27 protein-coding genes are annotated in these 25,063 nt (G+C 50.2%); 21 read left to right on the top strand and 6 right to left on the bottom strand.

The genetic code is table 11. From position 1 onward, the window contains the following. Positions 1–206: 206 nt before the first annotated feature. Positions 207–1,115, bottom strand: coding sequence for a DUF72 domain-containing protein (locus ABDK92_05660; protein ID MEN3186111.1), 909 nt, complete (start codon positions 1,113–1,115; stop codon positions 207–209). Positions 1,116–1,192: 77 nt separating this feature from the next. Between ABDK92_05660 and ABDK92_05655 the strand changes: the two genes are divergently transcribed. The 6 genes from ABDK92_05655 to deoC all read left to right on the top strand — a co-directional run bounded on the left by ABDK92_05655 (position 1,193) and on the right by deoC (position 7,491). Continuing rightward, positions 1,193–2,293: an alcohol dehydrogenase catalytic domain-containing protein gene (locus ABDK92_05655; protein MEN3186110.1), complete on the top strand. Its 1,101-nt coding sequence runs from the start codon at positions 1,193–1,195 to the stop codon at positions 2,291–2,293. Positions 2,294–2,427: 134 nt separating this feature from the next. Further along, positions 2,428–4,212 (top strand): ASKHA domain-containing protein, encoded by a 1,785-nt coding sequence (locus ABDK92_05650; GenBank protein ID MEN3186109.1) that lies wholly within the window; start codon positions 2,428–2,430, stop codon positions 4,210–4,212. Continuing rightward, a complete protein-coding gene (locus tag ABDK92_05645) occupies positions 4,209–5,507 on the top strand; it encodes a DUF1015 domain-containing protein (GenBank protein MEN3186108.1) in 1,299 nt (432 codons plus the stop codon). The genes ABDK92_05650 and ABDK92_05645 overlap by 4 nt, the downstream gene beginning before the upstream one ends. A gap of 10 nt (positions 5,508–5,517) precedes the next feature. Next, on the top strand, positions 5,518–6,159 hold the full coding sequence (locus ABDK92_05640; protein MEN3186107.1) for an orotidine 5'-phosphate decarboxylase / HUMPS family protein: 642 nt from the start codon (positions 5,518–5,520) through the stop codon (positions 6,157–6,159). Beyond that, complete coding sequence (locus ABDK92_05635; GenBank protein MEN3186106.1) at positions 6,146–6,706, top strand: SIS domain-containing protein; 561 nt, start codon at positions 6,146–6,148, stop codon at positions 6,704–6,706. Before ABDK92_05640 ends, ABDK92_05635 begins: the two co-directional genes overlap by 14 nt. Positions 6,707–6,720: 14 nt before the next feature. Continuing rightward, on the top strand, positions 6,721–7,491 hold the full coding sequence (gene deoC, locus ABDK92_05630) for a deoxyribose-phosphate aldolase (GenBank protein ID MEN3186105.1): 771 nt from the start codon (positions 6,721–6,723) through the stop codon (positions 7,489–7,491). Here the strand turns inward: deoC and ABDK92_05625 are convergent. The 4 genes from ABDK92_05625 to ABDK92_05610 all read right to left on the bottom strand — a co-directional run bounded on the left by ABDK92_05625 (position 7,469) and on the right by ABDK92_05610 (position 11,330). Further along, a complete protein-coding gene (locus ABDK92_05625) occupies positions 7,469–8,173 on the bottom strand; it encodes an anaerobic ribonucleoside-triphosphate reductase activating protein (GenBank protein MEN3186104.1) in 705 nt (234 codons plus the stop codon). The genes deoC and ABDK92_05625 overlap by 23 nt on opposite strands. Then, positions 8,170–10,257 carry a ribonucleoside triphosphate reductase gene (locus tag ABDK92_05620; GenBank protein MEN3186103.1) on the bottom strand — a complete coding sequence of 696 codons (2,088 nt, stop codon included), beginning with the start codon at positions 10,255–10,257 and terminating at the stop codon, positions 8,170–8,172. Before ABDK92_05620 ends, ABDK92_05625 begins: the two co-directional genes overlap by 4 nt. Continuing rightward, positions 10,247–10,732, bottom strand: a complete 486-nt coding sequence (gene nrdR, locus ABDK92_05615) for a transcriptional regulator NrdR (protein ID MEN3186102.1) — start codon at positions 10,730–10,732, stop codon at positions 10,247–10,249. Before nrdR ends, ABDK92_05620 begins: the two co-directional genes overlap by 11 nt. Positions 10,733–10,871: 139 nt before the next feature. After that, positions 10,872–11,330 (bottom strand): HD domain-containing phosphohydrolase, encoded by a 459-nt coding sequence (locus ABDK92_05610; GenBank protein MEN3186101.1) that lies wholly within the window; start codon positions 11,328–11,330, stop codon positions 10,872–10,874. A 513-nt stretch (positions 11,331–11,843) separates the two neighbouring features. Between ABDK92_05610 and ABDK92_05605 the strand changes: the two genes are divergently transcribed. The 13 genes from ABDK92_05605 to rpe all read left to right on the top strand — a co-directional run bounded on the left by ABDK92_05605 (position 11,844) and on the right by rpe (position 23,092). After that, complete coding sequence (locus ABDK92_05605) at positions 11,844–12,557, top strand: cytochrome c biogenesis protein CcdA (GenBank protein MEN3186100.1); 714 nt, start codon at positions 11,844–11,846, stop codon at positions 12,555–12,557. A gap of 18 nt (positions 12,558–12,575) precedes the next feature. Then, complete coding sequence (locus ABDK92_05600) at positions 12,576–13,403, top strand: DUF4032 domain-containing protein (GenBank protein MEN3186099.1); 828 nt, start codon at positions 12,576–12,578, stop codon at positions 13,401–13,403. After that, the gene (locus tag ABDK92_05595; protein ID MEN3186098.1) at positions 13,385–16,006 is read left to right on the top strand and encodes a calcium-translocating P-type ATPase, PMCA-type; all 2,622 of its coding nucleotides are present in this window, start codon (positions 13,385–13,387) and stop codon (positions 16,004–16,006) included. The genes ABDK92_05600 and ABDK92_05595 overlap by 19 nt, the downstream gene beginning before the upstream one ends. After that, the gene (locus ABDK92_05590; GenBank protein MEN3186097.1) at positions 15,963–16,445 is read left to right on the top strand and encodes an adenosine-specific kinase; all 483 of its coding nucleotides are present in this window, start codon (positions 15,963–15,965) and stop codon (positions 16,443–16,445) included. The genes ABDK92_05595 and ABDK92_05590 overlap by 44 nt, the downstream gene beginning before the upstream one ends. Before the next feature lie 9 nt (positions 16,446–16,454). Beyond that, on the top strand, positions 16,455–17,531 hold the full coding sequence (locus ABDK92_05585; protein ID MEN3186096.1) for a DUF763 domain-containing protein: 1,077 nt from the start codon (positions 16,455–16,457) through the stop codon (positions 17,529–17,531). A gap of 16 nt (positions 17,532–17,547) precedes the next feature. After that, positions 17,548–18,048 (top strand): nitroreductase family protein, encoded by a 501-nt coding sequence (locus tag ABDK92_05580; GenBank protein ID MEN3186095.1) that lies wholly within the window; start codon positions 17,548–17,550, stop codon positions 18,046–18,048. 12 nt (positions 18,049–18,060) lie between these two features. Continuing rightward, positions 18,061–18,540, top strand: a complete 480-nt coding sequence (locus tag ABDK92_05575; GenBank protein MEN3186094.1) for a metallophosphoesterase — start codon at positions 18,061–18,063, stop codon at positions 18,538–18,540. A gap of 52 nt (positions 18,541–18,592) precedes the next feature. Continuing rightward, entirely contained in the window at positions 18,593–19,255 is a 663-nt protein-coding gene (gene phoU / locus ABDK92_05570; protein ID MEN3186093.1) for a phosphate signaling complex protein PhoU, read from the top strand. Between the two features lie 15 nt (positions 19,256–19,270). Then, a complete protein-coding gene (locus tag ABDK92_05565; GenBank protein ID MEN3186092.1) occupies positions 19,271–19,849 on the top strand; it encodes a hypothetical protein in 579 nt (192 codons plus the stop codon). A gap of 15 nt (positions 19,850–19,864) precedes the next feature. Further along, complete coding sequence (locus tag ABDK92_05560) at positions 19,865–20,302, top strand: OsmC family protein (protein ID MEN3186091.1); 438 nt, start codon at positions 19,865–19,867, stop codon at positions 20,300–20,302. Between the two features lie 70 nt (positions 20,303–20,372). Continuing rightward, complete coding sequence (locus ABDK92_05555) at positions 20,373–21,407, top strand: alcohol dehydrogenase catalytic domain-containing protein (GenBank protein MEN3186090.1); 1,035 nt, start codon at positions 20,373–20,375, stop codon at positions 21,405–21,407. Further along, positions 21,404–22,414, top strand: a complete 1,011-nt coding sequence (locus tag ABDK92_05550) for a galactitol-1-phosphate 5-dehydrogenase (protein MEN3186089.1) — start codon at positions 21,404–21,406, stop codon at positions 22,412–22,414. Before ABDK92_05555 ends, ABDK92_05550 begins: the two co-directional genes overlap by 4 nt. A 9-nt stretch (positions 22,415–22,423) precedes the next feature. Beyond that, entirely contained in the window at positions 22,424–23,092 is a 669-nt protein-coding gene (rpe, locus tag ABDK92_05545) for a ribulose-phosphate 3-epimerase (protein ID MEN3186088.1), read from the top strand. Here the strand turns inward: rpe and ABDK92_05540 are convergent. After that, on the bottom strand, positions 23,089–23,628 hold the full coding sequence (locus ABDK92_05540; GenBank protein MEN3186087.1) for a folate family ECF transporter S component: 540 nt from the start codon (positions 23,626–23,628) through the stop codon (positions 23,089–23,091). The two genes, rpe and ABDK92_05540, sit on opposite strands and share 4 nt — an antisense overlap. 73 nt (positions 23,629–23,701) lie before the next feature. Here ABDK92_05540 and ABDK92_05535 point away from each other — a divergent pair, with 73 nt between their 5' ends. Both ABDK92_05535 and ABDK92_05530 read left to right on the top strand, forming a co-directional pair. Then, positions 23,702–24,451 (top strand): VWA domain-containing protein, encoded by a 750-nt coding sequence (locus tag ABDK92_05535; GenBank protein ID MEN3186086.1) that lies wholly within the window; start codon positions 23,702–23,704, stop codon positions 24,449–24,451. After that, positions 24,429–25,063: protein phosphatase 2C domain-containing protein (locus tag ABDK92_05530; protein ID MEN3186085.1), on the top strand; the 635-nt coding region annotated here is incomplete at its 3' end. The genes ABDK92_05535 and ABDK92_05530, both read left to right, overlap by 23 nt.

The following is a 25,063-nucleotide window of genomic DNA, read 5'->3' as shown; positions in this document are numbered from 1 at the left end:
TTTTACTATGTTTGGAAAAAAGGCATTGGAATGTTTTATCGTAAAGGAAGAGTAGAGTTTTTCCAAGAAAAGAATCCTTTAAAGCCTATCAGCACGGTATACCCGGCTTTGGTTCTTCCGACTGTGCTTGCCCGTCGCATCTTTTTTATCTTGGGGACGCTTTCTCTTTTGAGGATTTCTTCGCAGTTCTTAAAGCCATTCCTGTTTCATCCTGGGTGGTCTGGCGCAAACAGGAGAGCCTGCATCATCTTAGCGTTTCGGATGGCATAGTCCCGGAAACAGTTATTGAACATGAGAAAAACGGTTTCGGCTTCCTGTGATGGTTTTTGGAGGACCCGAAGCCACTGTTTGAGTTCTTTTTCCTGGTAGAGGTAATTAAATTTCTCCCAGATAGAGGCATGGTGGTCTTGCCAGGCAATGGTATTCCGTCCGTGGAATCGGATTACCATCTGATTAGCCGTGCGGGCCACAACCGGCGGCACTGTCCAGGAAAGTTGCGGTTCATCAACGCATACGTAAGCAAAACGGAGCTTCTGTAACAGAGTAAAAGTTTTTTCTCGCATAGGAGTTTCCAGCCAGCTTCGATGACGAAATTCAATGGCTATGGAAAACCCCTCACTCTGTTCGCGTAACCATTCTAAGTACGCTCTGGTGTCCTTTCCTTCCTGAAACCAAGGAGGAAACTGGAAGAGGATGTATCCGAGTTTCTGAGATTCTTTGAGGGGCAAAGTCGATTTCAGAAAGGCTTGTAGAATCAAGGCGAGGAATTCTCGGGGAATGGTTCTGGCGTTGAGTGAGTTTTCCTCCTGAGCGTTTTGGGGGAGTTCGGGAAGGAGAAAGGAGGGGATATTTCGGGTGGTGGTGTGATGAAAGGTGAACAGGGAAAAGGCTTTCAGGTTGAAGAGGAAGTGGGATGGGGTACGTTCGACCCAGAGGCGGGCGTTGTGTTCCGATGGAAAAGCATAGAAACTCGAGTCAACTTCTACAGTGTTAAAGTGGGATGCATAGAATTGGAGTCGTTCTGCAGCATTCTTGATCGTAGGAGGATAAAAGTTCCCCTCGGTAAGAAGGGTTTTATCGGTCCAGGAACAGGTTCCCACAAAATGGGTTGTCATTCTTTCACCTTCCAGTATTATACCCCTTTTGGGGTGAAAGGTGATACAATGGGAAAAATGACTCTGGAGGTGTTTCTATGGCGGTAGAAAAAGTGGCGAATCTCCCCAAAAGGATGAAAGCAGTGGTCAACCACGCTCCAGGAGATTTTCGCTTTGAGGAAGTGGATGTTCCCGAGGTTGGTCCTTATGAAGTACTAATTCGGGTGGGTGGATGTGGCATTTGTGCTGGGGACCTCAAGACTTTCCATGGCGCTCCTCGTATTTGGGGAGGAGATGGCCATCCTTCTTATGTGAAAACCCCGGTTGTTCCTGGACATGAGTTCTATGGCCAGGTGGTGGCTTTGGGCGAGGGTGCTGGAGCGAAGTACGGTTTTTCGCTGGGAGATTGGGTGGTTTCAGAGCAGATTATCCCCTGTGGGACGTGCCGTTTTTGCCTTGCGGGAGATTACTGGATGTGTGAGCGGCACTACATTTATGGTTTCAAGAAAGGAGAAGCCGAAGGAGCGTTTGCAGAATACATGAAATTCCCCGTGAATTCGGTGAATCACAAATTACCTGAAGGGTTTCCTTTGAAAGTGGCGCCCTATGTGGAACCGCTGGGATGCGCTATCCATGCGGTCAATAGGGCGGATATCGATTTTGCTGACGTAGTGGTGATTGCGGGGATGGGAGCCATTGGTCTGGGAATGCTCCAGGTGGCGCGTTTACGAAGTCCTCGACTCCTTATCGCCGTGGATGTGATTGAAAAACGTTTGCATCTTGCCAAAAAACTGGGTGCCGATGTGGTATTGAACCCCCGAACCGTCGATGCTGTTGCTGAAGTGAAACGGCTCACCGATGGCTATGGGTGCGATGTTTACATCCATGCCAGCGGTCATCCCCAGGGAGTCATTCAGGGATTGCAGATGATCCGTCGTTTGGGTCGATATGTAGAATTCAGCGTTTTTAACCAGCCTACCAGCGTGGACTGGAGTATCATTGGTGATGTGAAAGAACTGGATGTTCGTGGAGCGCACCTGAGCCCCTGGACCTATCCGGAAGCAATTCGGTTCTTGCAGAATGGTCTGGTCAAAGCTGATGAAATCATCACTCACGAATTTCCTCTGGAAGAGTTCAAACAGGCGATGGAAATTGCTGAAAAGGGAGACGAATCCATCCGGGTGGTTCTCAAGCCTTGAAAAGGGGAGCGCGCTCCCCTTTTCAAGGCTTGTGGAGTATACTATTTCGCTTTGAGGGCAATTTTTTTCTGTACACTTTTTTCACAGAAATGGTGTGGTGTAAAGAGAAGGCGAGGGACGGCGGGATGTTCCGTGTGGCGATAAAAGACTTAAACAGAGTTGTTGAGGGACGCAGTGGGGAAAGTCTGCTTGAGATTCTGCAGCGAGAGGGTATCATGATTGATTCGTACTGTGGAGGTGTGGGGTCCTGCGGAAAATGTGTGGTGCGAGTCCAGAGTGGTCAGGTTTCTTCCCCAAATTCTCTGGAGGCAAAGCATCTGGGGGATCGGTTGAAAGATGGTTTTCGCCTGGCCTGTCAGACGGTCGTTTTTGGAGATTTGGAGTGTGAGGTTCACTATGCTCTCTCGGTGCCTTCTTTGGCGCTTACAGAGACCCTTGAAATCGGGATGGAGAAACTTCCGGTACAGTGTTTTCGTGTGGTGGTCGAAAAACCCTCGCTGCAGGAGGTATCTTCTCTTCAGGAAATCGTGGAGAGGGTTTTATCGCTTCCTTTATCCTGGAGCAATGCGGCTCTGACTGAGCTTTCTTGCCTCGTGGGAACGGATTTTGAAAGGAGCTTAGAGGTCATCGCGAGTGGGACAAATGTTTTATGGGTCCGTTCATTTGAGTCTTTCCCCTTTTTAGGAATTGCTTTTGATATCGGTACCACCACGGTTGCTTGTGAGCTTGTAGACCTTTTGCAAGGTACATCACTGGGACGAGCAGGAACTCTGAATCGACAGGTGCAGTTCGGTGCAGATGTGATTTCGCGACTCCGGGCCATTCAGGATCGTCCGGAAAACCTCGTAAAACTCCAATCTCTCCTCGTGGAAACGATGAATGACTTGCTCCAGGAAGTGTGTGAGCGGGCGGGTACAAAAGGTGAGTATATCTTTGCAGTCACTGTAGCTGGAAATACCATCATGGAGCACCTTTTTCTGGGTGTTTCTCCGCTTTCGATTGGCGTTGCACCGTATGTTCCCTCTTTCCGAAGGGTGGTGGAATTGGAAGCCAAAGATATTGGTCTGAATGTCCATCCCCAGGCTCAGGTATACCTTTTTCCTCAAGTGGCGGGGTATGTTGGAGGAGATGTTATCGGTGGTGTCAGTGCCTTTAATCTGGAGGATGAAGATCGCACCATCCTTTATGTGGATATTGGTACAAACGGTGAAGTGGTTCTAATTTCTCGGGGAACCGTATGGTGTTGTGGAACCGCAGCCGGACCAGCTTTTGAAGGGGCACAGATTACCTGTGGGACCCGGGCCACGCTGGGGGCAATAAACGCTGTAGGAATGGAGGATGAGGAACTCAGGGTGTATACCATTGGGGATGTGGCTCCCCGGGGTATTTGTGGAACCGGTCTTATCGATGTTTTGGCTCTTCTCTTAGATGAGGGTGTACTTGGACCAACGGGAAGGTTTCAGGAAAAAAATGCCCGATGGAATGCACGTTTTTTGAAAGACAAATCCTGGGCTTTGGTGCTGAGCCATGACCCGCGCATCATCATCACTCAGGAGGATATTGCACAATTGCAGCTGGCTAAAGCAGCGATCCAAGCAGGGCAGAAGATTCTTTTGCGAGAAGCAGGCCTTAAGATGGAAGACATCGAGGAAGTGATTCTGGCGGGTGCCTTTGGAAGTTTCATCAATCCCAAAAGCGCGCAACGAATTGGTCTTATTCCTCCTCATGTCCCCTGTAGGGCGGTGGGGAATGCTTCGCTTTTTGGGGCCAAAAGGGCGCTTTTATCTTTAGATTTTCGCAAGAAAACCGAGCATCTGGCGTCTTGTTCTCGGTACCTGGAGCTTTCGGCTCGACCAGATTTTCAGGATTACTTTTTTGAATCACTCATCTTTGAGGTAAACGAACAGGGGGTTGAATGATGGCCGTTGTAAAACCATTTCGGGGATACTTTTACACTCAGGAGATTGTGCGGGAAAGGGGTATCGGAAAGCTGGTTGCTCCTCCCTATGACGTGATTTCGGAAAAAGAGAAGCAGAACCTTATGCAGGAAGAGTACAATTTTGTTCACATCATTCTGGGAAAGACCGAGGAGGGGTACAGGACGGCTGCTGAAAAATTATCAAACTGGGTGAAGAATGGCATCCTTACCCAGGATACCGAAAAGTGTTTCTATGTCTATGAACAAGAATTTCGCCTTACCGGATTCCATCGGGGGAAGACAAGGGTGCGGACTGGCTTCGTTGCCCTGGTCCGCTTAGAGGAATTCGAAAAAAAGATCATCCTTCCTCACGAAAAGACCATGCCCAAATATTCCATGGATCGCCTGGAACTCATGGAAGCGACCCGCGCGAACCTGGAACAGATTTTTGGGATTTATCATGACCCCAAGGGTGTCGTGGATGGGGTTCTTGAAGAGGCGAAAATTCCGGAAAACAAACTCTTTGAGTTCACGGACTCCTGGGGGGTGGTGCACCGGGTTTTTAAGCTGGCGGATCCAGAAAAAATTGAACGGATTCAAAGAGTGATGAATCCCCGAACCATTATCATTGCTGATGGACATCACCGTTACGAAACCTGTCTTAATTACCGTCGTAAAATTCGGGAAAAACTTGGTGACCCTCTGGAAGAAATTCCCGAAGACTACACCATGATGACCTTGGTGAGCATTCAAAATCCGGGATTGCTGATCCTTCCCACGCACCGCTTAGTGAAGAATCTTCCCAAAGAGAACGTAGCAGGATTTTTCGAGCGTTGCGAACAGTACTTCACCGTCCAGATTTTTCCTGACGAGCGAGCCATGGAAGAGTATCTTCGCAATGCTCCTTCTTATACCATTGGAGTATACGATAAAGAGGAAGAAAAGTGGGGAGCAATTACCTTAAAAGACCCTAAAATTATGGATGCGAGGCTTGGAGTCGAGAATGTGAATCGATATCTAGAGACAGCTATTCTCCATGAATTGGTTTTCAAGGACCTCCTGGGGCTTGGAGAAGACGCCCAGGGGAAAAGTGAACACGTCGATTATCTGCGCGGTACCAAGGATGTCTTTGCCATTGCCCGGGAAGAGAACCAGTACCAACTCGTCTTCGTCATGCGTTCTACTCCCATGGAGATGGTGGAGAAAGCAGTGACTGCCAGGCAGCGGATGCCTCAGAAATCGACCTACTTTTACCCTAAGGTATGGAGTGGTCTCGTGCTCCGATTTCTGGAATAGGAGGCCGACGGTGCGCTTACAGCTTGCGCTGGATACGTTATCCCGGGAAGAGGCCAAAAGGCTGGTTCAGCTTCTTTATCAGGAGGTTGATATCGTCGAAGTGGGAACACCGCTCCTTTTGCGTTGCGGCTTGAAAGTAGTCGAGGAAATAAAAGAAATTGTAGGAGCGAAGCCAGTTTTTGCCGATGCCAAAATTGTGGATGCCGGGCGGTACGAAACGGAAATGCTTCTTCAGAGTGGGGCCAACATGGTATCGGTCCTGGCTGGTGCTTCGTTTTCCACCCTAAAAGAAGCGAAAGAAATCTGTGTTAAGAAGCAGGCAGAACTTGTGGTTGATACAATCGACCTTCCTGACCCGTCTCCGAAGAGAATAGAAGAGTTGCGGATCATCAGTCCTGATTATGTGGCACTTCACTTGGCTTCAGATCTTGTCCAGGCGGGGCGAAGCTGGGAAGAGGTCATGCCAAGCTCGCCTTTTTTGCAGGAATCTTTTGCCTTTATGGTGGCTGGAGGTTTAAGGCCGGAGTCGCTGCCTCGGGTATTGACCCTCCTTGAACCTCAGATTGTGGTCGTGGGTTCGGCAGTGACGACCTCGTCGAATCCCCAAGAAGAAGTAAAGCGCTTGAAGGAGGTTCTGCATGAACTGGCGTGAAAGCTTTGAAACCGTGGTGAATGAAGCTCGAGATCTTCTTTCCACGCTCAAGGAACAAGAAGTCAAAGCGTTTTTGACCCTCCTTGAGGAGTACCGTCAGAAGCGAATTTTTTTCTGGGCTCGAGGAAGGAGCTTTCTCATCCTTAAAGGTTTTGCCATGCGTTTGATGCATATGGGATACACCGTGCATGTTGTGGGAGAAGTGACCTGCCCAGCAATCGGCAAGGGGGATCTTCTGCTCTGCGCTTCTGGCTCAGGTAAAACCGCCTCAGTGCTTCTTTTTGCTGAAAAGGCCAAAAAAGCTGGGGCAAAGGTGGCAGCAATTGTGGGACGACCAGAAACACCACTTCATCCTTTTTTGGACTGGGTGGTTAAATTTGTTCCGGATGGTGTTTCGCCATCGCTTCAGCTTTATGCTGATGGTGGGGGGACCCGGTTTGAGCATGCTTTGTTTCTTTTCCTTGATGCCTGTATTCTCCATCTCGTTTCTTCCCACCGAGAGGAAGCGTACAAGCTCATGATGGCCTGCCATGCGAATCTGGAGTGAGAGGGAGAGAAATCATGCGGATGGAAAAAATTCTCCTGCTCAAGTCCCGGCTTGAGGAAGTCTTGGGAATGGAAATTAGGGGGCGGGAACGTTTTCCCATCTTGGAAGCGGTTCCCGTCGATGAGGGAGAATTGCGCACTTTTCTTGCTTCCCGGATTGACCATGTACTTCTCAAGTCCTCGGCTCGGCGCCAGGACTTAGAAGAGGTGTGTCGGGAAGCCAGAGAGTGGAAGTTTTTTTCCGTCATCGTCAATCCCTACTACGTGACGCTCTGTACTAAACTGCTGGAGGGAAGCGGAGTGCTTACCGGTGTGGCCATTGGTTTTCCCCTGGGGCAGAATAAACCCGAGGTGAAGGCCAAGGAGGCTCGTTTTGCCTTTCAAGAGGGAGCGAAGGAAGCCGATATGGTCTTGAACGTTGCCGCACTCAAAAACGGGGACTGGAGGCTGGTGTATTCGGATATTCGGGGTGTGGTGGAAGAGATGTCTCCATGCACCGTAAAGGTGGTGCTCGAAAACTGTTACCTCACGGAGGAGGAAAAAATAGTGGGATGTTTAATCGCTCAGGCGGCTGGAGCCCACTTTGTAAAAACGTCCACCGGTTTTGGTCCTTCAGGGGCAACCGTAGAGGATGTGGCCCTCATGCGTGAGGTGGTGGGGAGCTCCTTAGGGGTGAAGGCTGCGGGAGGGATCAGTTCCCGGGCAATGGCGTTACAGATGATTGCTTCTGGCGCCAATCGTTTGGGAACTTCAAGTGGCGTTGCTATTGTCCGGGGCGAAGCGTAATCAGCTCTTTTCCAAGCTTCTCGTTGATTTTTGCCTGCCACTCCTGAAGAAGTGAAAAAGGATAAGGAGGAATGGACTTCGCTTCAGGAAGGAGCGTCTTTTCAGGTCGGAAATTTTGCCACCACCAGGAAGATGCTCCAATAAGGGTTTCGCCCATGCCAAGAAGCGTCTCAAAGGAGTGAAAAAGGGGAAAAATGGTGGTACGGACTTCAAGATATTCTGGAACGGTAAGAAGGGTTTCAAGAACCCTTTGACTTGTCTGTGCCCATCGCTCTCCACCCACACGGTGGTAGTCTGTAAATGGGAGCTTGTAGTCGATTCCCCATCGGTCGACGTATGGTCGTAACGAAGTAAACGCCTCCCAGGAACTGCCATTTGAATCCACCTTTACCAGATACCCCTTTTCCTTAACTGCGCGAATAAAGGAGAGAAGCGTTTTTTGCAGAAGTGGTTCTCCCCCGGTAATGACTACGGCATCAAGGAGTCCGTGTCGTTTCTCGAGATATTCGAACACTTCTTCCTCATCGACCCGGGGGAGCATTTCCCATTCTTCGACCAATTCCGGGTTGTGACAGAAAGGGCAGCGAAAATTACATCCCCCTACGAAGAGTACCGTGGAGAGTTTGCCTGGATATTCGATATAACTCGTCTTATGCCATCCCCGGAATACCAAGGGAATCACCGCAACGCGTATTCTTTGCGCATTTTGAATTCCTCCTGCTTACCCCGGTTCCAGCGCTCGACCGGTCGATAGTACCCGACCACCCGGGAGTAGACTTCGGTTTCTTCCCCACAGTGAGGGCAGGTAAACGCTTTGCCAGAAAGGTATCCATGGTTGGGACAGACCGAGAAGGTAGGAGTAATGGTAAGGTAGGGAATTGGATAGCGTTCAAAGGCTCTCCGGATAAAGAGCTTGACGCTTTCCGGGTCAGGAATCTCGGATAAAAAGGTGTGAAAAACCGTACCACCGGTATAGAGCGTCTGCAGGTCTTTCTGGTGTTCCAGGGCTTCGAAGGGGTCATCGGTGTAATGGACGGGGAGATAGGTGCTGTTGGTGTAGTATGGTTCGTCTTCTCCAGCAGTGATGATATCGGGAAAGCGCTTTTGGTCATGTTTCGCTAAGCGATAGCTCGTTCCTTCGGCGGGGGTTGCTTCCAAGTTATAGAGGTTTCCGGTTTCTTCCTGGAAATCTGCGAGTCTCTCTCGCATGAATTGCAATACCCGAATGGCGAAGGCTTTTCCCTGTGGATCGGCAATAGAAACACCGAGGAAATTCAGACAGGCTTCGTTCATCCCCACCAGGCCAATGGTAGAAAAATGGTTGCGGAAAGTTCCCAGGTACCGGCGAGTGTAGGGAAGAAGTCCGTTCTTCAGGTTTCGCTCAATGACCTTTCGCTTGATTTCTAAAGCTGTTTTGGCAATGTTCATGGTACGGCGGAGCCGGGTAAAGAATTCCTCCTCGCTTTTACTTAAATAGGCGAGGCGGGGAAGGTTAATGGTGACCACCCCGATGGAGCCGGTTTTATCGGCGGAACCAAAAAGTCCCCCGCAGCGGTTGCGGAGTGCTCGCAGGTCCAGTTGCAACCGACAGCACATGGAACGGACATCGCCAGGTTGGAGCGAACTGGAAATGAAATTCTGAAAGTATGGCACGCCATATTTGGCTGTCAATTCAAAAAGAAGCCGGACGTTCTCGGAATCCCAGGGAAAGGAAGGGGTAATATTATAAGTGGGAATGGGGAAGGAAAAAACTCTCCCTTCATAGTCTCCTTCGAGCATCACCTCAAGAAAGGCGCGGTTCACCATGTCCATCTCTTTCTGATAATCACCGTACGTCCCAAGTTCCGGTCGTTCTTTTCCACCGATGATGACCGGCCGATCCTTCAAATCCTGAGGTACAATCCAGTCAAAGGAAAAATTGATGAATGGTGCCTGGCTTCCCCAGCGAGAGGGCACGTTCATGGCGAAAACCATCTGCTGGATGAGCTGTTTCACCGTGAGGTAATCGAGGCCGTCGTAGCGAACAAAAGGGGCAAGGTACGTATCTACGGAATTGAAAGACTGGGCACCGGCGAATTCCATCTGCATGGTTCCCAGGAAATTCACCATTTGTCCAGTGAGCGAAGAGAGGTGTTTGGCTGGGCCAGCGGCGATTTTGTCTTTGACTCCCCCAAAACCCTCTCGAATTAGCTCTTCCAGCGACCAGCCGGCACAGTAGGCGGTGATTCCATAGGAAAGGTCGTGAATGTGAATGTCAGCGTTCACATGGGCTTCCTTCACTTCGTCGGGATAGATGTGATTCAGGGTATAGTGGGCCATGACGGAACCAGCCACGTGTAAAATCAGTCCTGGATAGGAATAAGTGGTGTTGGAATTTTCCTGGGTCCGCCAGTCGGCCTTGATGAGGTATTCCTGGACGATTTTTTCTACGTCGACGGCAACCCGTAAAGCATCCCGGGCTTCCTGGCGTTTGCGGCGATACAGGATATAGGCTTTGGCAGCCTTGGAAAAACCGTTCTCAATCAACGTTTCTTCCACCACGTCCTGGATGGTTTCAATGTCGACAATGGTTTTCTCCCCAAATTTCTCGAAGAGTTTTCGGGTCACATTCACGCTCAGTTCTTGAGGCAACTTTTCGTTCTCTTCACCTACTGCCTGAAAAGCCTTATAGATAGCCCGTTCGATACGCTGGCGGTCGAAGGGAACGACACGTCCATCACGTTTGCGCACCTTTTCTGGGGTGAGCTCAAAATGTTCACTCATCATGGTTTTTCTCCTCCGAAACATTTTTTTCTCTATTTAAGCTCATGAGGAGTTCCAGGAACTGGTCCACATCCCGGAACTCCCGGTATACCGAAGCAAAGCGCACATAAGCCACCTGGTCCACGTGTTTCAGCTTCTCCATCACCTTTTCTCCAATCCGGGAAGAAGGGACTTCTTCGTACCCTTCATCCCGCAACTCTTTTTCGATTTCTCCCACAATGGATTCCAGGGTTTCCATGGCCACCGGTCTTTTCTCGCAGGCTTTGAGCATTCCCCGCAGGACTTTCTCCCGGTCGAACAACTCCCGAGTTCCATTTTTTTTGATTACCCGCAGGGGTTCTCGTTCGTGCCGCTCATAGGTTGTGAATCGTCGCCGGCATACCACGCATTCTCTCCGCCGGCGTACCCCTCCACCCGCGTCTACCACCCGGGAGTCAATGACTCGAGAATCTTCGGCGCCACAATAAGGACAATGCACGATTATACCCAATATGTTGTATTATTTTGTTATTCAAAAACTAAATATAGTATAGAAGGGTAATGCAGAAAAAACAAGAGGGAGAAAAAATATTCTTATCTTTCTGCTTTCTCTTTTTCGATGGGGTCAAGGAACACTTTCACCACTTCGGGATCAAAGTGTTTCCCGCTTTCCTGCTGGGTATGGGCAATGGCTTCGTCTTTCGTCCAAGCCTTCCGGTAAGGCCGGTCACTGGTGAGGGCATCAAAAACGTCCACCACGGCAAAAACTCGGGCTGCCAGAGGAATTTTTTTACTTTTAGTCCTCGAGGATGTCCCGTTCCGTCTCGCCGTTCGTGGTGGGCATAAGGAATGTCGGAGATTGCCGGCAAGTATTCAGTACGGGAAAACATCTGGTACGCGTAGAGGGGATGCTTTTTCATGATTTCCCAATCTTCAGGACTGAGTGGACCAGGTTTGAGAAGGATACTGTCTGGAATACCCATTTTGCCGATATCGTGCAGGAGGGTTCCTCGGCAGCTATGGACGAGCTTTTGGACTAAAACAGCGTTATCGATGACAATGGCCGTCTGGTTGGCCAGAGTTTCGAGGAGCTCCATCCAGGCTTTGTCACCTTCGGGCATGGGAAAATCGCAAAAAAGGCTTCTAGAACCCCCAGCACCTGTCTTTTGGCAATGAGTGGAACACCATAGTAGGTGATGAATCCTTCTGCAGCAATGAATTGTTCAAACCCTTGGCATGCTTTTCAGAAGCTTCGAGCACCATTGTACGCAAGTTTTTGCACGGTTCGATACCCGGATGATTCACCGTTCCAGAACTACGTCCGCGGCATCGGCACCGAACTGACTGATGTGGTGTATTCCAATTTCAGTCAATGTTTTTGGTGAAAACTGATTTTTCTTATTATACCTCAAAGAAGAAAAACCCATTGTTTCTGCAGAGTGTTGGGATAACGCTTTGGCTTTTGGAATACTAGAGGGTCTGAGATTCGAAATTTTTTTGGGACGTGGGAGATGATAGAGTACTAAGTTTTTCCATGATTGAGCCAGCGGCGTTTGTCAGATGGAACCTGAGGGTTTATAATTCTAAAAACAAGGCAGGTGAAAAAGACTATGGAATTAAATGTTCTGGTAAGTTTCGTGGCTGGAATTCTCTCCTTTCTTTCTCCGTGTGTTTTGGCTATCGCTCCAGCCTATGTGAGTTACGTGAGTGGCGTGGAAAGCCTGGAGAAAGATAAAGGGAAAGTGATTACCCATACCATACTTTTTGTTTTGGGTTTTGCCGGGATTTTTGTTCTTCTGGGGATGGGTGCCTCATGGATGGGGGGTGCTTTTGCCTCGTATCGAATGTGGTTTAATCGGGTTGCTGGTCTTATTATCGTCGTTTTTGGTTTGCAGGTTCTGGGTATCTTAAAAATCCGGACCCTGTACGTAGATAGACATATCCGCTTTCGTGAAGACGTCGCCCATTTACGGAGCTTGCTTTTGGGTCTCTCCTTTGGGCTTGGATGGACACCCTGTGTGGGTCCGATTCTGGGGTCCATACTTCTTTATGTGTCGAGTTTTGGAGAGGTATGGCGCGGGGGCGTGCTTTTGGGTTTCTATGCGCTGGGTCTGGCTCTTCCTTTTCTTCTGGTTGGCCTGGGATGGGGGTATCTTTGGAGGGTTCTGCAAGGTTTACAAAAGAGGGGAAGAATCGTCGAGCTGGTGAGTGGGGGTTTACTGATTGGTCTTGGTCTTATCATGATGCTGGGAAAGATGGAAATGTTGGTGAGCGGTTTAGGGATGGATGAATTTTTTGCTCCCGAGAGTTTCCTTTTGAAGTAATGAGGTGATGGATTGCCCATGCCACTTTTGCGAAGAGAAGAAAAAGGCGCCATTCGAGCTTTTGGTGAAGTCTCCAAGAAACTGAACCTTTTTAACCGAGTCTATCGGGGTATTCAGGTGGTTCCGGTGAATAAAATCGTGGGGAGCGTGGGGAGAGCCAAGGACCTTTTGCCGGGGTTCCGTCTGCGCAATCCTGATGTCCGTTATTATCGGGTGAGAAAAGCCATGGAACGAGGCGAAGTTCTACCACCCGTTATTCTCTACAAGGTGGGGGATGAGTACTACGTCCTGGATGGGAACCATCGAGTTGCGGTGGCGAAAGAACTGGGTATCGAATTTCTGGATGCCGAAGTGGTGGAATTCTTCCCTTCTGAACGGAAGGAAAGTAAGACTTTGCGAGCTAAAAGGATAGAATTTGAAAATCTGACTGATCTCAGAGGAATCGACGCCGGAGAGCCCCGGCACTATGACGCCTTTTTAAACTATATTCGAGATTATGCGGGAATGCTCAAACAATCTCTGGGTCGAGAGGTCTCTCTCAAAGAGGCAGCACTCAACTGGTTTTTGTGTGTGTATACGCCTTCGGTGCAGCGTATTGTAGAGGAAGGACTGGAAGAAAAATTCCCCGATAAGAGCTTGGCGGATATTTTTGCCTATGTTATGGATTATAAATGGTATAAGAGCCAGAAAGAGGGCCACGACATTGGTTTTGATCGGGCTATTGATGGTTTTGTGAAAGAACTCACGGGGAAAAAACGTTCTGAAGAGGAAGAGGAGAAAAAGGGTCTTATGCAGCGAGTTGGAGGGCTTTTGGAGGAGGTGTTGCCGTGGCTGCGCAGGGAATAGACTGGCATGCCCTTTCCCTGGAAGAGACACTCAGTATTCTGCAGAGTAATGGTGAACTGGGTCTCACCGAAGAGGAGGCCAAAAAGCGCATTGTCCAGTATGGACGGAATGTGTTACCAGAGAAAAAACCGAAAGGAATATTGACCCTTTTTCTCGAGCAGTTCCGGGACTTTCTGGTGCTCATCCTCATTGGGGCGACTGTGGTTTCGGTCCTGGTAGGGGAAACCACCGATGCTTTAGTGATTCTGGCCATTCTCATCATTAATGCTGTGTTGGGAGTGGTGCAAGAGCAAAAAGCAAGCCGTGCTTTGGAGGCATTGAAGAGAATGAGTGTCCCCAGTTGTGAGGTGATTCGTGGGGGATTGGCCAAAAGAGTGAGTGCGGAGGATCTTGTACCGGGAGATATTGTGACCCTGCGAGAGGGTGATTTCATTCCTGCGGATCTCCGGCTTCTTGTAACCAGAGCGCTTCGGGTGGATGAAGCCAGTCTCACCGGAGAATCGGTGGCTGTGGAAAAAGAAACCACGGTTCTTCCTCCTGCGACACCTTTACCGGAACGAACCAACATGGTTTATGCTGGGACTCTGGTAACCTATGGGAGAGGAAAAGGAGTGGTGGTCGCTACCGGTAAAGACCGGGAAATCGGGAAAATTGCCCTCCTTTTAGAGAAAGAAGAAGAAACGCTTACCCCTTTGCAAAAGCACCTGGCAAGCCTTGGAAAGCTTTTGGGGGTTCTTGTGATTGGTGTGTGTGTGCTCGTTTTTGTGTTCGGTTTTATGCGGGAACATCAGCTTTTGGAAATGTTCATGACTGCGGTGAGTCTGGCGGTCGCAGCTATTCCAGAGGGGCTTCCAGCAGTGGTGACCGTAGTTCTGGCTCTGGGGGTGTACCGGATGAGCCAGCACCGGGCCATCATCCGTAAACTCCCGGCGGTTGAAACCCTGGGCTGTACCACCTATATTTGCACGGATAAGACTGGTACCCTCACCGAGAACCGAATGCAGGTTCAGGAAACATTTTCTTTCCAGGGTGAAGCCAAACTCTTGCAGGTCGCCGTTCTCTGTAACGATGCTGTACCGGGAGGAGATGGAAAATTCTTGGGCGATCCCACAGAGATTGCCCTGCTCGAATACGCTTCCACCCGTGGTATGGTAATCGCTGAAACCCGCACCCGCTATCCACGGGAGGGTGAGATTCCCTTTGATTCCAAGCGTAAGATGATGTCAACCTGGCACACGGTGGATGGGAGACGAGAACTCCTGGTCAAGGGTGCTCCAGATGTGGTGCTCTGGCGCTGCACTCGCTATTTCCAGGATGGGAACATTCATCCGTTAACCGAACCGGAACGGCAGAAGGTGGAAAAGAATCTCGAAGAAATGGCTGTGAAAGCTTTGCGGGTCCTGGCCTTTGCCTTCCGTCCTTACGAGAAAGAGGAAGCGGATCCGGAGAAGGACCTGATCTTTGTGGGGCTTATGGGGATGATGGATCCTCCCCGTAAAGAAGTAAAACTGGCTCTTAAGGAAGCAAAAAACGCTGGGATTACCACGGTGATGATCACTGGAGACAACGCTTTGACTGCTCAGGCCATCGCCAAAGAACTTGGTATGTTTGCCCCGCAGGGTCTGGTGGTAACCGGGGTGGAACTGGAAAAATGGTCAAAAAAAGAACTCCGGGAAAAAATCAAAAGTGTCCAGGTTTTCGCCCGAGTCTGGCCCGAACAAAAACTCCGCATTGTGGAAGCGCTGCAGTCCCATGGAGAGGTGGTGGCCATGACCGGTGACGGTGTGAATGATGCTCCAGCCCTAAAGCGTGCCGATATTGGTGTGGCCATGGGGGTGACTGGTACAGACGTCGCCAAGGAAGTGGCTGATATGGTCCTTGCTGATGATAATTTTGCCACCATTGTGGAAGCCATTCGGGAGGGTCGGGTAATCTTTGAGAATATCCGCAAATTTGTCCTCTATCTCCTTTCCTGTAATTTGGGTGAGATTCTGGTGGTTTTCATTCCCATCCTTTTAGGGTGGTTTCGACCCCTTGTCCCGGTACAGATTCTCCTTATTAATCTCGTGACTGATGGGCTTCCAGCTTTGGCCCTGGGTGTGGATAGTCCCGAAGAAGACCTGATGTCCCGGAAACCTCGCCATCCCAAGGAGGGAATCATCACTCCGTTGTACCTTCGGTTCATCTTCTGGGGGGCGCTTTTCATTGCTCTGCCGGTGATTGCCAGCTTCTGGCTGGGTTTGCGACATTGGGGTTTAGAAACGGCCCGGACCATGGCTTTTCTCACCCTGGGACTGGGAGAATTATGGCGCGCGTACAGCTTTCGCTCGGAAAGGAAGAACTTCTGGAGGATTGACCCAAGAACGAACTTCTATCTTGTGTGGGCCTGCCTCCTCTCGGTCTTCGTGCTGGCGTTAACCGTTCTTTTCCCGCCATTAGGACGGATTTTTGGATGTGTGTCGCTTACCTTTTCTCAGTGGATGTGGACTTTGGGATTTTCAATCCTTTCTCTTGTTTTCTATGAAATTCGGAAAATCATTATCCGAAGGAGGGATGGAAATGGAACTGCGTCTTGTGGAAGTGAAAAATCCGAAACATTATAACCTTATCCTGGGTCAGTCCCATTTCATTAAGACGGTCGAAGACCTTTATGAGGTCCTGGCGGGATCTTCGCCGAATTTGAAATTTGGCCTGGCCTTCTGCGAATCTTCGGGACCGTGTCTGGTGCGCTATGCGGGAAATGATCAGGAGTTGATCGAACTTGCTCGGGATAATGCCTTTCAGATTGGTGCTGGGCATAGCTTCATCGTTTTCCTGAAGGATGGTTATCCCATCAATGTGCTCAACGCGGTGAAAATGGTTCCGGAAGTGTGTCGGATTTACTGCGCCACAGCCAACCCGGTTCAGGTGATTTTGGTGGAAACCGAGCAGGGGCGGGGAATTCTGGGTGTGGTTGATGGTTTCACGAGTAAAGGAGTGGAGGGCGAAAAGGACATCGAGGAAAGAAAGGCATTGCTGCGCAAATTCGGGTACAAACTGTAGGAGGGCGTGATGCGTCGAGGCTTTGCTGAGCTTCCTTTACATGGAGGACAATGCCCTCCCTGGCTGTTCCAGCGTATGAAGCGTCTGGGGGGAGAAATTGTGGAAGCGGTGGTGTCGTTGTTCAGTCCCGAGGAGGTGTTGCGCCGGATTTCGGATCCGGTTTTTTTTCAATCTCTGGGGTGTCTCCTTGGATTTGACTGGCATTCCAGTGGTCTCACCACCACGCTTTGTGGAGCTCTGAAGGAGGGAATCAGGGGAAGAGAAGATGCTCTGGGACTCTACATCTGTGGAGGGAAGGGCGGTGTGTCGCGGAAAACCCCCCAGGAAATCGTGCTTCACGCTGAGCGTAAAGGGTTTGCCTTTGCTGAACGCTTTGTGGAGTACAGTAAACTCTCGGCAAAGGTGGATAACACGGCTTTACAGGATGGGTATACCCTGTACCACCACGTCTTTTTTTTCACTGCTTCGGGTTCCTGGTCGGTGGTACAGCAAGGGATGAACCCTGAAAATCGTTTGGCTCGCCGGTACCACTGGTTGGGTGAGCGGGTGGAAGATTTCGTCTGTGAGCCTCACTCGGGAATCTGTGGAATGCGAAAAGAATCCCAGGTACTGAATCTAATAGCGTGGGAAAGTGCTCCCTGTCGGAAGGGGGTCATGGAAATTGTACAGGACGCGCCAGCGGTGGTGATACAGGAAATTGCTCGGGTGAAAAACCTCGTGCTCCCCCGGCGCCATAGTATTTTCCCCGAAGATTTTGATACGAAGCGAATGGAAAAAACGCTCTGGAATGTAAAACAGAGGAATCCGCAGAATTTTGCCGAATTTTTGGGTGTATCAGGAGTGGGTCCCAAAACACTTCGGGCCTTGGCGCTCACTGCCGAAGTGGTGCTGGGTGCCCCAGCGAGCCTCAAAGACCCGGTGAGCTTTTCTTTCGCTCATGGGGGTAAGGATGGCGTTCCCTTTCCGGTAGATCGCCAGACGTATGACGCCACCATTGATTTTCTAAGTAAACTGGTGCGTCATGCTCGCATCGGGGTATCGGAGAAGAAAAAAATGTGTGAACAGCTCAAGCTTTTATTACCTTAAGAGGGGAGGATGTATGGTGGATGCACTGGAAGTTTTGAAAACTCGTCGGTCTGTACGGCGGTTCCGTACCCTTCCGGTAGAGAAGGAAAAAATCGAAGAGATTATCGACTGCGCGCGTTTTGCTCCTTCGGCGATCAACATTCAGCCCTGGGAATTCATTGTGGTGACCGAGGATAAAAAAAGGGAGGAGGTTGCTCGTCTCACCGATTATGGGAAGTTTATCCGGGAGGCACCAGTTTTGATTGCGGTGTTTTGCAAAGATACCAAGTATTACCTCGAGGACGGGTGTGCGGCCACCGAAAACATACTCCTTGCTGCCTGGGCGCTGGGATTGGGGTCCTGCTGGGTGGCGGGAGATAAAAAGCCCTATGCAGAGAGCGTGCGGAAGGTTCTTCAGGTTCCGGAAGGGTATCGCTTGGTAAGCCTCATCCCTCTGGGATATCCGGAGGTGATTCCCACAACCGGCTCGGCTCTGAAGAGGAACCTTCATGAAGTGCTTCACTGGGAAAAGTTTTAGGAGGTGATGAGCATGATTGTGGGAGTCTTATCCGATAGCCATGACGACCTGCTTTCAATCCAAAAGGCTCTGGATGCATTCAAAGAGGAAGGTGTAGAACTCATTCTCCACGCCGGTGATTACGTGGCACCCTTTTCCGTGCAGTTGCTTGCCGAACTCTCCATCCCCTGGTGGGGGGTACTGGGTAACAATGATGGGGAAATTCTGGGTATTTTTCAAAAGTCGGAGGGGAAAATCAAAGGACCATTTCTCGAACTTGAAGAAAAGGGCTATCGTATCTGGATATCGCATTTTTATCAGCCGGCCAAATGGGCTTTCGCAAGCGGGCACTTTGATCTTGTGGTTTACGGACATACGCATGAGGCCATCATCAAGGAGGAAGGTCGGTCTATCCTTCTCAATCCTGGAGAGGTGTGTGGTCTTCTGAGTGGTCAATCGACTGTTGCGGTGTGCAACTTGGAAAAGAGAGTGGCAAAACTGATTAGTATTTGATTTAATAGGGGAAGAGAGTGGGGGGTAAAAGATTGAGGGGGATGGAGTAACCATGGGAATACTTCGAGAACGCTTTGCCCAGGAGATCAAGGAACTTCAGGAAGATTTGGTAAACATGACCCATGCGGCAGAAAAGATGCTCCAGATGGCTATTGATTCACTAAAGGAAGGAAATATTGAAAAAGCCCGGGAAGTGATTGCTCTGGATGATGTGGTGGATGATTACAATTTCAAGCTGGAATCGAGATGTCTTCAGATGATTGCCCTCCAACAACCGGTAGCCAAGGACCTGCGTATCATTGCTGCAATTTTAAAAATCATCACCGATGTGGAACGAGTGGGTGACTATTCCATTGACATTGCCAAGTTCAGCATTCGTCTGGCCGAGAAACCTCTTTTTAAGCCTCTTGTTGATATTCCCAAGATGGCCGAAGTGGTGATTCAAATGATGGAAGCCACCATCGATGCCTTTTTGAAGCGGGATCTGGGCATTGTGCAGAGGGTGATTGAAAGTGATGCTCAGGTCGATGCCCTCTACCGTTCCATCCATGAAGAGGTGGTTCTCCATATTGAAAAGGATCCTTCTGTGACCCGGCAGGCCATCTGGGTGTTGATGATTGCTCGGTATCTGGAGCGGATTGGTGACCATATTACCAATATTACTGAACGGATTTACTATATGGAGACTGGGCAGATTCTGGAGCTGCACCAGTAGGGGGAGGGAGCTTTTTTGGAAAATGGTACCATCCTTTATTTTTCCCGTTCGGGTCCCGAAAATACCCTGCCTGCTCTGGAAAGGGCGTTAGAGCGGGCCAAAGAACTTGAGCTGGAATACGTTGTGGTGGCTTCGAGTTCCGGAGAGACTGGGTTGTTGTTGCTGGAAAAAGCGCAAGAAGTGCGGTATGAGGGGAAAGTCGTGGTGGTAACTTACCACGCCGGGTTCAGTGGGGGTGACGAGTGGTCTTTGTCTCCCTCTAAGGAGGAAGAATTACGGAAGCAGGGTGTGGTGGTGGTGCGTTCTTCCCATGCTCTGAGTGGGGTGAATCGCTCATTCCGGGAACGTTTTGGAGGATTGAGTGTTCCAGAAATTGTGGCGGAGAGCTTTCGTCGCATTTCGGAAGGGTTTAAGGTGGCCGTGGAAGTGAGCATTATGGCTGCCGATAGTGGTGCGATTCCCACCACTGTGGATGTGGTGGCTTTGGGTGGAAAAGGAAGAGGGGTCGATACAGCCCTCGTGCTTCGTCCAGCGCATCAGAATTCCTTTTTCCAGCTTAAAGTACGCGAAATTCTCTGTTTACCAAAATCATGAAGGGGAGGTATTGGTATGGGGATGACCTTTAAAGCCAGTGGTAGGTGGACTGAAGGACTCCAGGTTGAGACCAAAGTCAGGCAGTTCACGCTTCATTTCGATGAACCCCCTTCTCTGGGTGGAAATGATGCAGCACCCAACCCGGTGGAGGGACTTTTGGCATCCCTTGCAGGATGTCTGGGGATTGTCACGGTGGTGGTGGCGAAGGAGAAGAACCTTCCGGTGGAGGGTGTCGAGATTGAAGTGGAAGGAGACCTCGATCCTCGAGGGTTCATGGGGCAGTACCATCTTGTTCGTCCGGGATTTCTCTCGATACACTTTGTGGTGAAAGTAAAGGGAAACCTGAGCGAAGAAGACCTCAGGACGCTTCTTACCGAAGTCGAGAACCGTTGCCCGGTATCCGATACGTTGGGGAAAGGTACCACGGTCACCGGAAGCCTTGTGCAGACCTAAAGGAGAATAGCTTTTTCCCGAAGGAGGGGATGGCACGTTTGAAAACCTTGATCGGGGAGGATATCGAGGAATGAAAGCAGCGGTTCTAGAAGAGATTGACCGTCTGGTGGTCAAAGAAGTTCCTGATTATGAAGTGCAGGAGGGTGAGGTGCTCCTTCGGGTACGATCCTGTGCGGTGTGTGGTTCGGATTTACGGATCATGCATGCCGGTAATCCCCGGGTTCATTTTCCCCAAATCATTGGCCATGAAATTGCTGGGGAAGTGGTGGCAGTAGGGGCGGGGGTGACCAAGTTCCAGGTTAAAGACCGGGTGGCCGTGGGTGCCGATGTGCCCTGTGGAGAGTGTTTCTGGTGCCAGAATGGGATGGGAACAAACTGTGCTATTAACTATGCCATCGGATATCAGTTTCCAGGAGGGTTTGCGGAGTATTTGCTTCTCAATCAATTAGCGGTTATTCAGGGGGCGGTGCATCGGATTCCTGAAAACCTCTCTTTTGATGAAGCCGCCCTGGCAGAACCCCTGGCCTGCGCCATCAATGGCCTGGAAATGGCCCATCTCAGCGTGGGTGACACCCTGCTTATTATTGGCGCCGGTCCCATTGGATGCATGATGATTGAAATGGGGCGTCACATGGGGGCGACCACCATCATCGTGGCCCAGCGTTCCCCGCGGCGCCTGGAGATGGCTAAACGCTTTGGGGCTGATTACTATTTCCTCAGTGACGAACATCTGGAAGAACGGGTCCGAGAAGTGACCGATGGTGAAGGTGCCGATGTCATCATGGTGACCTGTGCATCTCCAGAGGCTCAGGAAATGTCCCTAAACCTGGCCCGGCACAGGGCGCGCATCAACTTCTTTGGGGGACTGCCCAGAGGAAGTCGGAATATTTCCATTTCCAGTAACCTCGTTCATTACAAGGAGTGCACCATTTTGGGAAGTCATGGTAGTCTTCCCCGTCACCACCGCAAAGCCCTGCAGGTGATGGAGCGGGGCATGGTGCATCCGGCAAACTACATCACCCATCGCTTTCCTCTTACTGAAATTCACGAGGCCTTCCAGGTTGCCGAATCGCACCAGGGACTCAAAGTGGTGGTGAATCCGTGAAGGCGCTGGTCCTTTCAGAAAAAGGGAAGCTCCTTTTCAAAGAGGTCGAAACCCCTGTAGTTTCTCCGCAAGAAGTTTTGCTGCGGGTGAAAGCCTGTGGGGTCTGTGGTTCAGATTTGCCCCGCATCTTTGGGGATGTGGCCTACTTCTATCCTCTTATTCCAGGGCATGAGTTTGCCGGCGAAGTGGTGGAAGTGGGTGAAAACGTGGATAAAAGCTGGCTTGGGAAAAGGGTGACGGCATATCCTCTTATCCCCTGTCGGAAATGCGCGTTTTGCGAAGCCGGGTTCTATGAGCTCTGCGAGAACTATGATTACCTGGGTTCACGACGCCATGGAGCTTTTGCGGAATATGTCGCTGTTCCGGTCAAGAACCTGGTTTCCCTCCCCGAGAATATTTCCTTTGTTGAAGGAGCCATGACCGAGCCAGCGGCGGTAACCTTTCACGCTTTGCGGCGAGTGGATTTTTGCCTCGGTGAACAGGTGGCGGTTTTCGGTCTGGGACCGATTGGGCTTTTGGCCGGGATATGGGCTAAGGTTTCCGGAGCGCGATTTTTGTGGGGGATAGATGTTGATGAACGAAAGTTGTCTCTGGCTGAGGAAGTCGGTTTTGATGCCACGCTTCATCCCACCTTTTTGAGTCGAGTGGAAAAACCTGCGGTGGTGATTGAAGCCTCAGGAAATGAAAAAGCCCTTCTTTCCAGTTTAGCGCTTGTCCGCAAAATGGGAAAGGTACTCCTCCTTGGGAATCAGGAGAAGGAAGTCGTGTTCACCCCGAAGGACTGGAGCAACATCATGCGCAAAGAACTCACCCTTTTGGGAAGCTGGAATTCCCGCCTCTTTCGTTTTGACTCTGATTGGGAGAAGGTTCTTCATTTTGAAGCAGAAAAACGGGTATCCTTGAGTTCTCTTGTTTCTCACCGTGTACCTCTTGAGGAAGCTCCATCGTTTTTGGAGGCAATGTACAGAAAAACGGTATCCTATATCAAAGTCATTATTGAACCATAGGAGGAAAATATGGAGATTAAAATTTCTGCTTCTCTGGACTGTGCCAACTATTTGGCTCTGCTTGACGATGTGCGGAAGCTGGAACGGGGTGGAGTGGATATGCTCCACATTGATATCATGGATGGAATTTTTGTGCCGAATTTCGCTCTGGGAACAAACCTCTTGCGTAAGCTCCGTCCAGAGACCCGTTTACCCTTTGATGTCCATCTTATGGTGACCAATCCTGAACCCCATATCCCGCTTTTTGCGGCTCTGGGTGCTGATATCATCACGTTTCATGCTGAAACCACGGCAAGGCTCCATCAGCTCGTTCTTCTGGCGAAAAATTCGGGGAAAAGAGTCGGCGTGGCTCTGAGTCCTGCAACCCCCCACCATGGTCTTTTGTACCTTCTTCCCTATCTTGACATGGTTCTCGTCATGACTGTCGATCCTGGATTCGTAGGGCAAAAGTTCATCCCTGAAGTGGTACCGAAAGTGGAAGCCGTGCGGGAAATGGTTGATGCCCTGGGTCTTCAGGTTGATATTCAGGTTGATGGAGGTATTGGAGAGCAAACCGTACCGCTTTTGAAAAAGGCTGGTGCCAACGTTTTTGTCGCTGGCACCTCGAGTATTTTCTCAGGGAGAAACGACGTAGAGAAGGCAGCCCGGGAATTCAAAGCATTCTGTCAGAGTTGTTAGGGTTTTCCCTGAACATGGCGAATGAGTGTCGCTGGCAGGGGAGTTCGCAGAATACTCAGAACCAGAAGGGAATAGACCACAATGTGCATGGGGACGGTGAAAAGGCGTGGGAGGAAAAGAACCTGCCAGGGTATTCCGAAAATGGTGTGCAGGAAGTATGGAGTGAGCAGTCCGCCAACCAGACCCTGGGTGATGGTGATTCCCCATACCACCCTTTTTTCCCTTTTGGGTGAGGGAAAAATCTGCAGAAAAAAACCTGGGAGCAGTCCGTACAGTGCTGAGGTCAGGGTAAAATGGGGCATATACGGTCCCATGGGGCTGATGGCAAATCCAATGACGTCTGCCAGTGCTCCGACTACACCTCCTATCCACGGTCCAAGGAGGATGCCACTTACCATGATGGGCAAGGTCCCGAAACCGATGCGGATGCCCTCAATTCCACCGATGGGAATGCGGATGCTGGCAAAACGAGTTAAAACCACACTCAAGGCAATGAACATGCCTGACCAGACTATCTCTTGAGACCGGTTCTTCATCCTTTCTCCTTCCTTTCTTGAAAATGCAGGAAAATTCTACGCTATAATAGAAGAGGCGTCAAGAGAAATAGCGTTGCGCTCAGGTCTGGCGGAAATGTTTATCCTGGAATTTTGGATGGAGGTGGTGTATGTGGCCGAAGGTTTCGAAATGGATGTGACGCTGAGTGAAGGATTGCGTCGGTTACCAGTCTATCTTCTTCTTGATACGTCAGGAAGCATGGCTGGTGCTCCCATCCAGGCGGTCGAAGAAGGGCTTACCCTTTTTAAGCGGGAAGTGGAAAAGGATACCTTTGCTCGGGAAACGGTGTGGGTGAGTGTGATTGTTTTTGGGAGAGAGGTGGAAAACCTCACTCAGGGGCTGGTTCCCATCGAGAAACTTGAGGTTCCCTCGCTTGAAGCCGGGGGATACACTCCGCTTGGGGCAGCGTTGCGGTTGCTCCTTGAATCTTTGGATAGAGATGTAAAGAAAGCGGTAAAAGGTGGTGAAAAAGGGGACTGGAAACCGCTCGTTTTTATTCTTACTGATGGAAAACCCACCGATGATTGGAAAAGTCCGCGTTTGGAACTCGTAAACCGCCGGGAACGCAAGGTGCTCAATGTCATTACTGTGGGTTGTGGGCCGGACATTGACGAAAAGACTCTACGGGAGATTGCCATTGGACCCAGTTTCAAAATGGATTCTGATTCAGCGTCTTTCGCAGCCTTTTTCCGCTGGGTTTCACAAACAGTTCAAACGGTAAGCCAGAGTTTATCGCAACCCCAGGGTGAAAGTGCCTTTGCCCCGATGCCCGTTCCCCCCGATGTGCTCCAGTATATTCCCTGAAAGTGTCGCCCATGTTACGGGTTTTATCGTCGGTGATCGGGTGATTTCCCGGGCTTTTCCCACCCATCCTGACTGGAGTGCTGGTTTTGGAAAACACAATGGGTTTTCATTTATAGGGGCAAGTGCGGTGGGACAACTCCACCTTCGGGAGGGACGAAGACGAGAAGACTGCTTTCTTTTGCGTTCCAAAGGAGAGTGGCTTTTGGGTTTGGTTGCTGATGGGGTTGGTTCAGCACGCCTTGGTGGTTTTGGGGCTTCACTTGCCGTCAATTTCTTCGCCGAAGAGGTTCTGGGTGGTCTTGCGGTGATGGGTGGACATACTGGTAGTTCGCAAAAGGACAGGGCAAAAAGACGCTGGCGAGGATATGGTACCAGACTCTCGCCGGTGCGTGCGGGCGAAGGGGTGGGAACCCTTTCCTGGTATCGTCAGTTCAAAGTGCAGTATGATGGTGATGGTCATCCGTGGTCGGAAAATGAGTGTTTGGAATGGATTATCCGGGCTTTAGAGAGAACGCATGATTTTCTTCTTGCCACGGCCCAGCGGGAAAATGAACAAGCGCGGGCGCTCGCCACAACCCTTCTCGGAGTTCTGTTCGATACGTTTTCACCTCG

The sequence above is a fragment of the Atribacterota bacterium genome (genome assembly GCA_039638595.1).
GTDB classification, from domain to species: Bacteria; Atribacterota; Atribacteria; order Atribacterales; family Caldatribacteriaceae; genus Profundicultor; species Profundicultor thermophilus.
The sequence above is the reverse complement of the archived record's forward strand: the minus strand, read 5'-3'. Positions and strand labels throughout refer to the sequence as shown.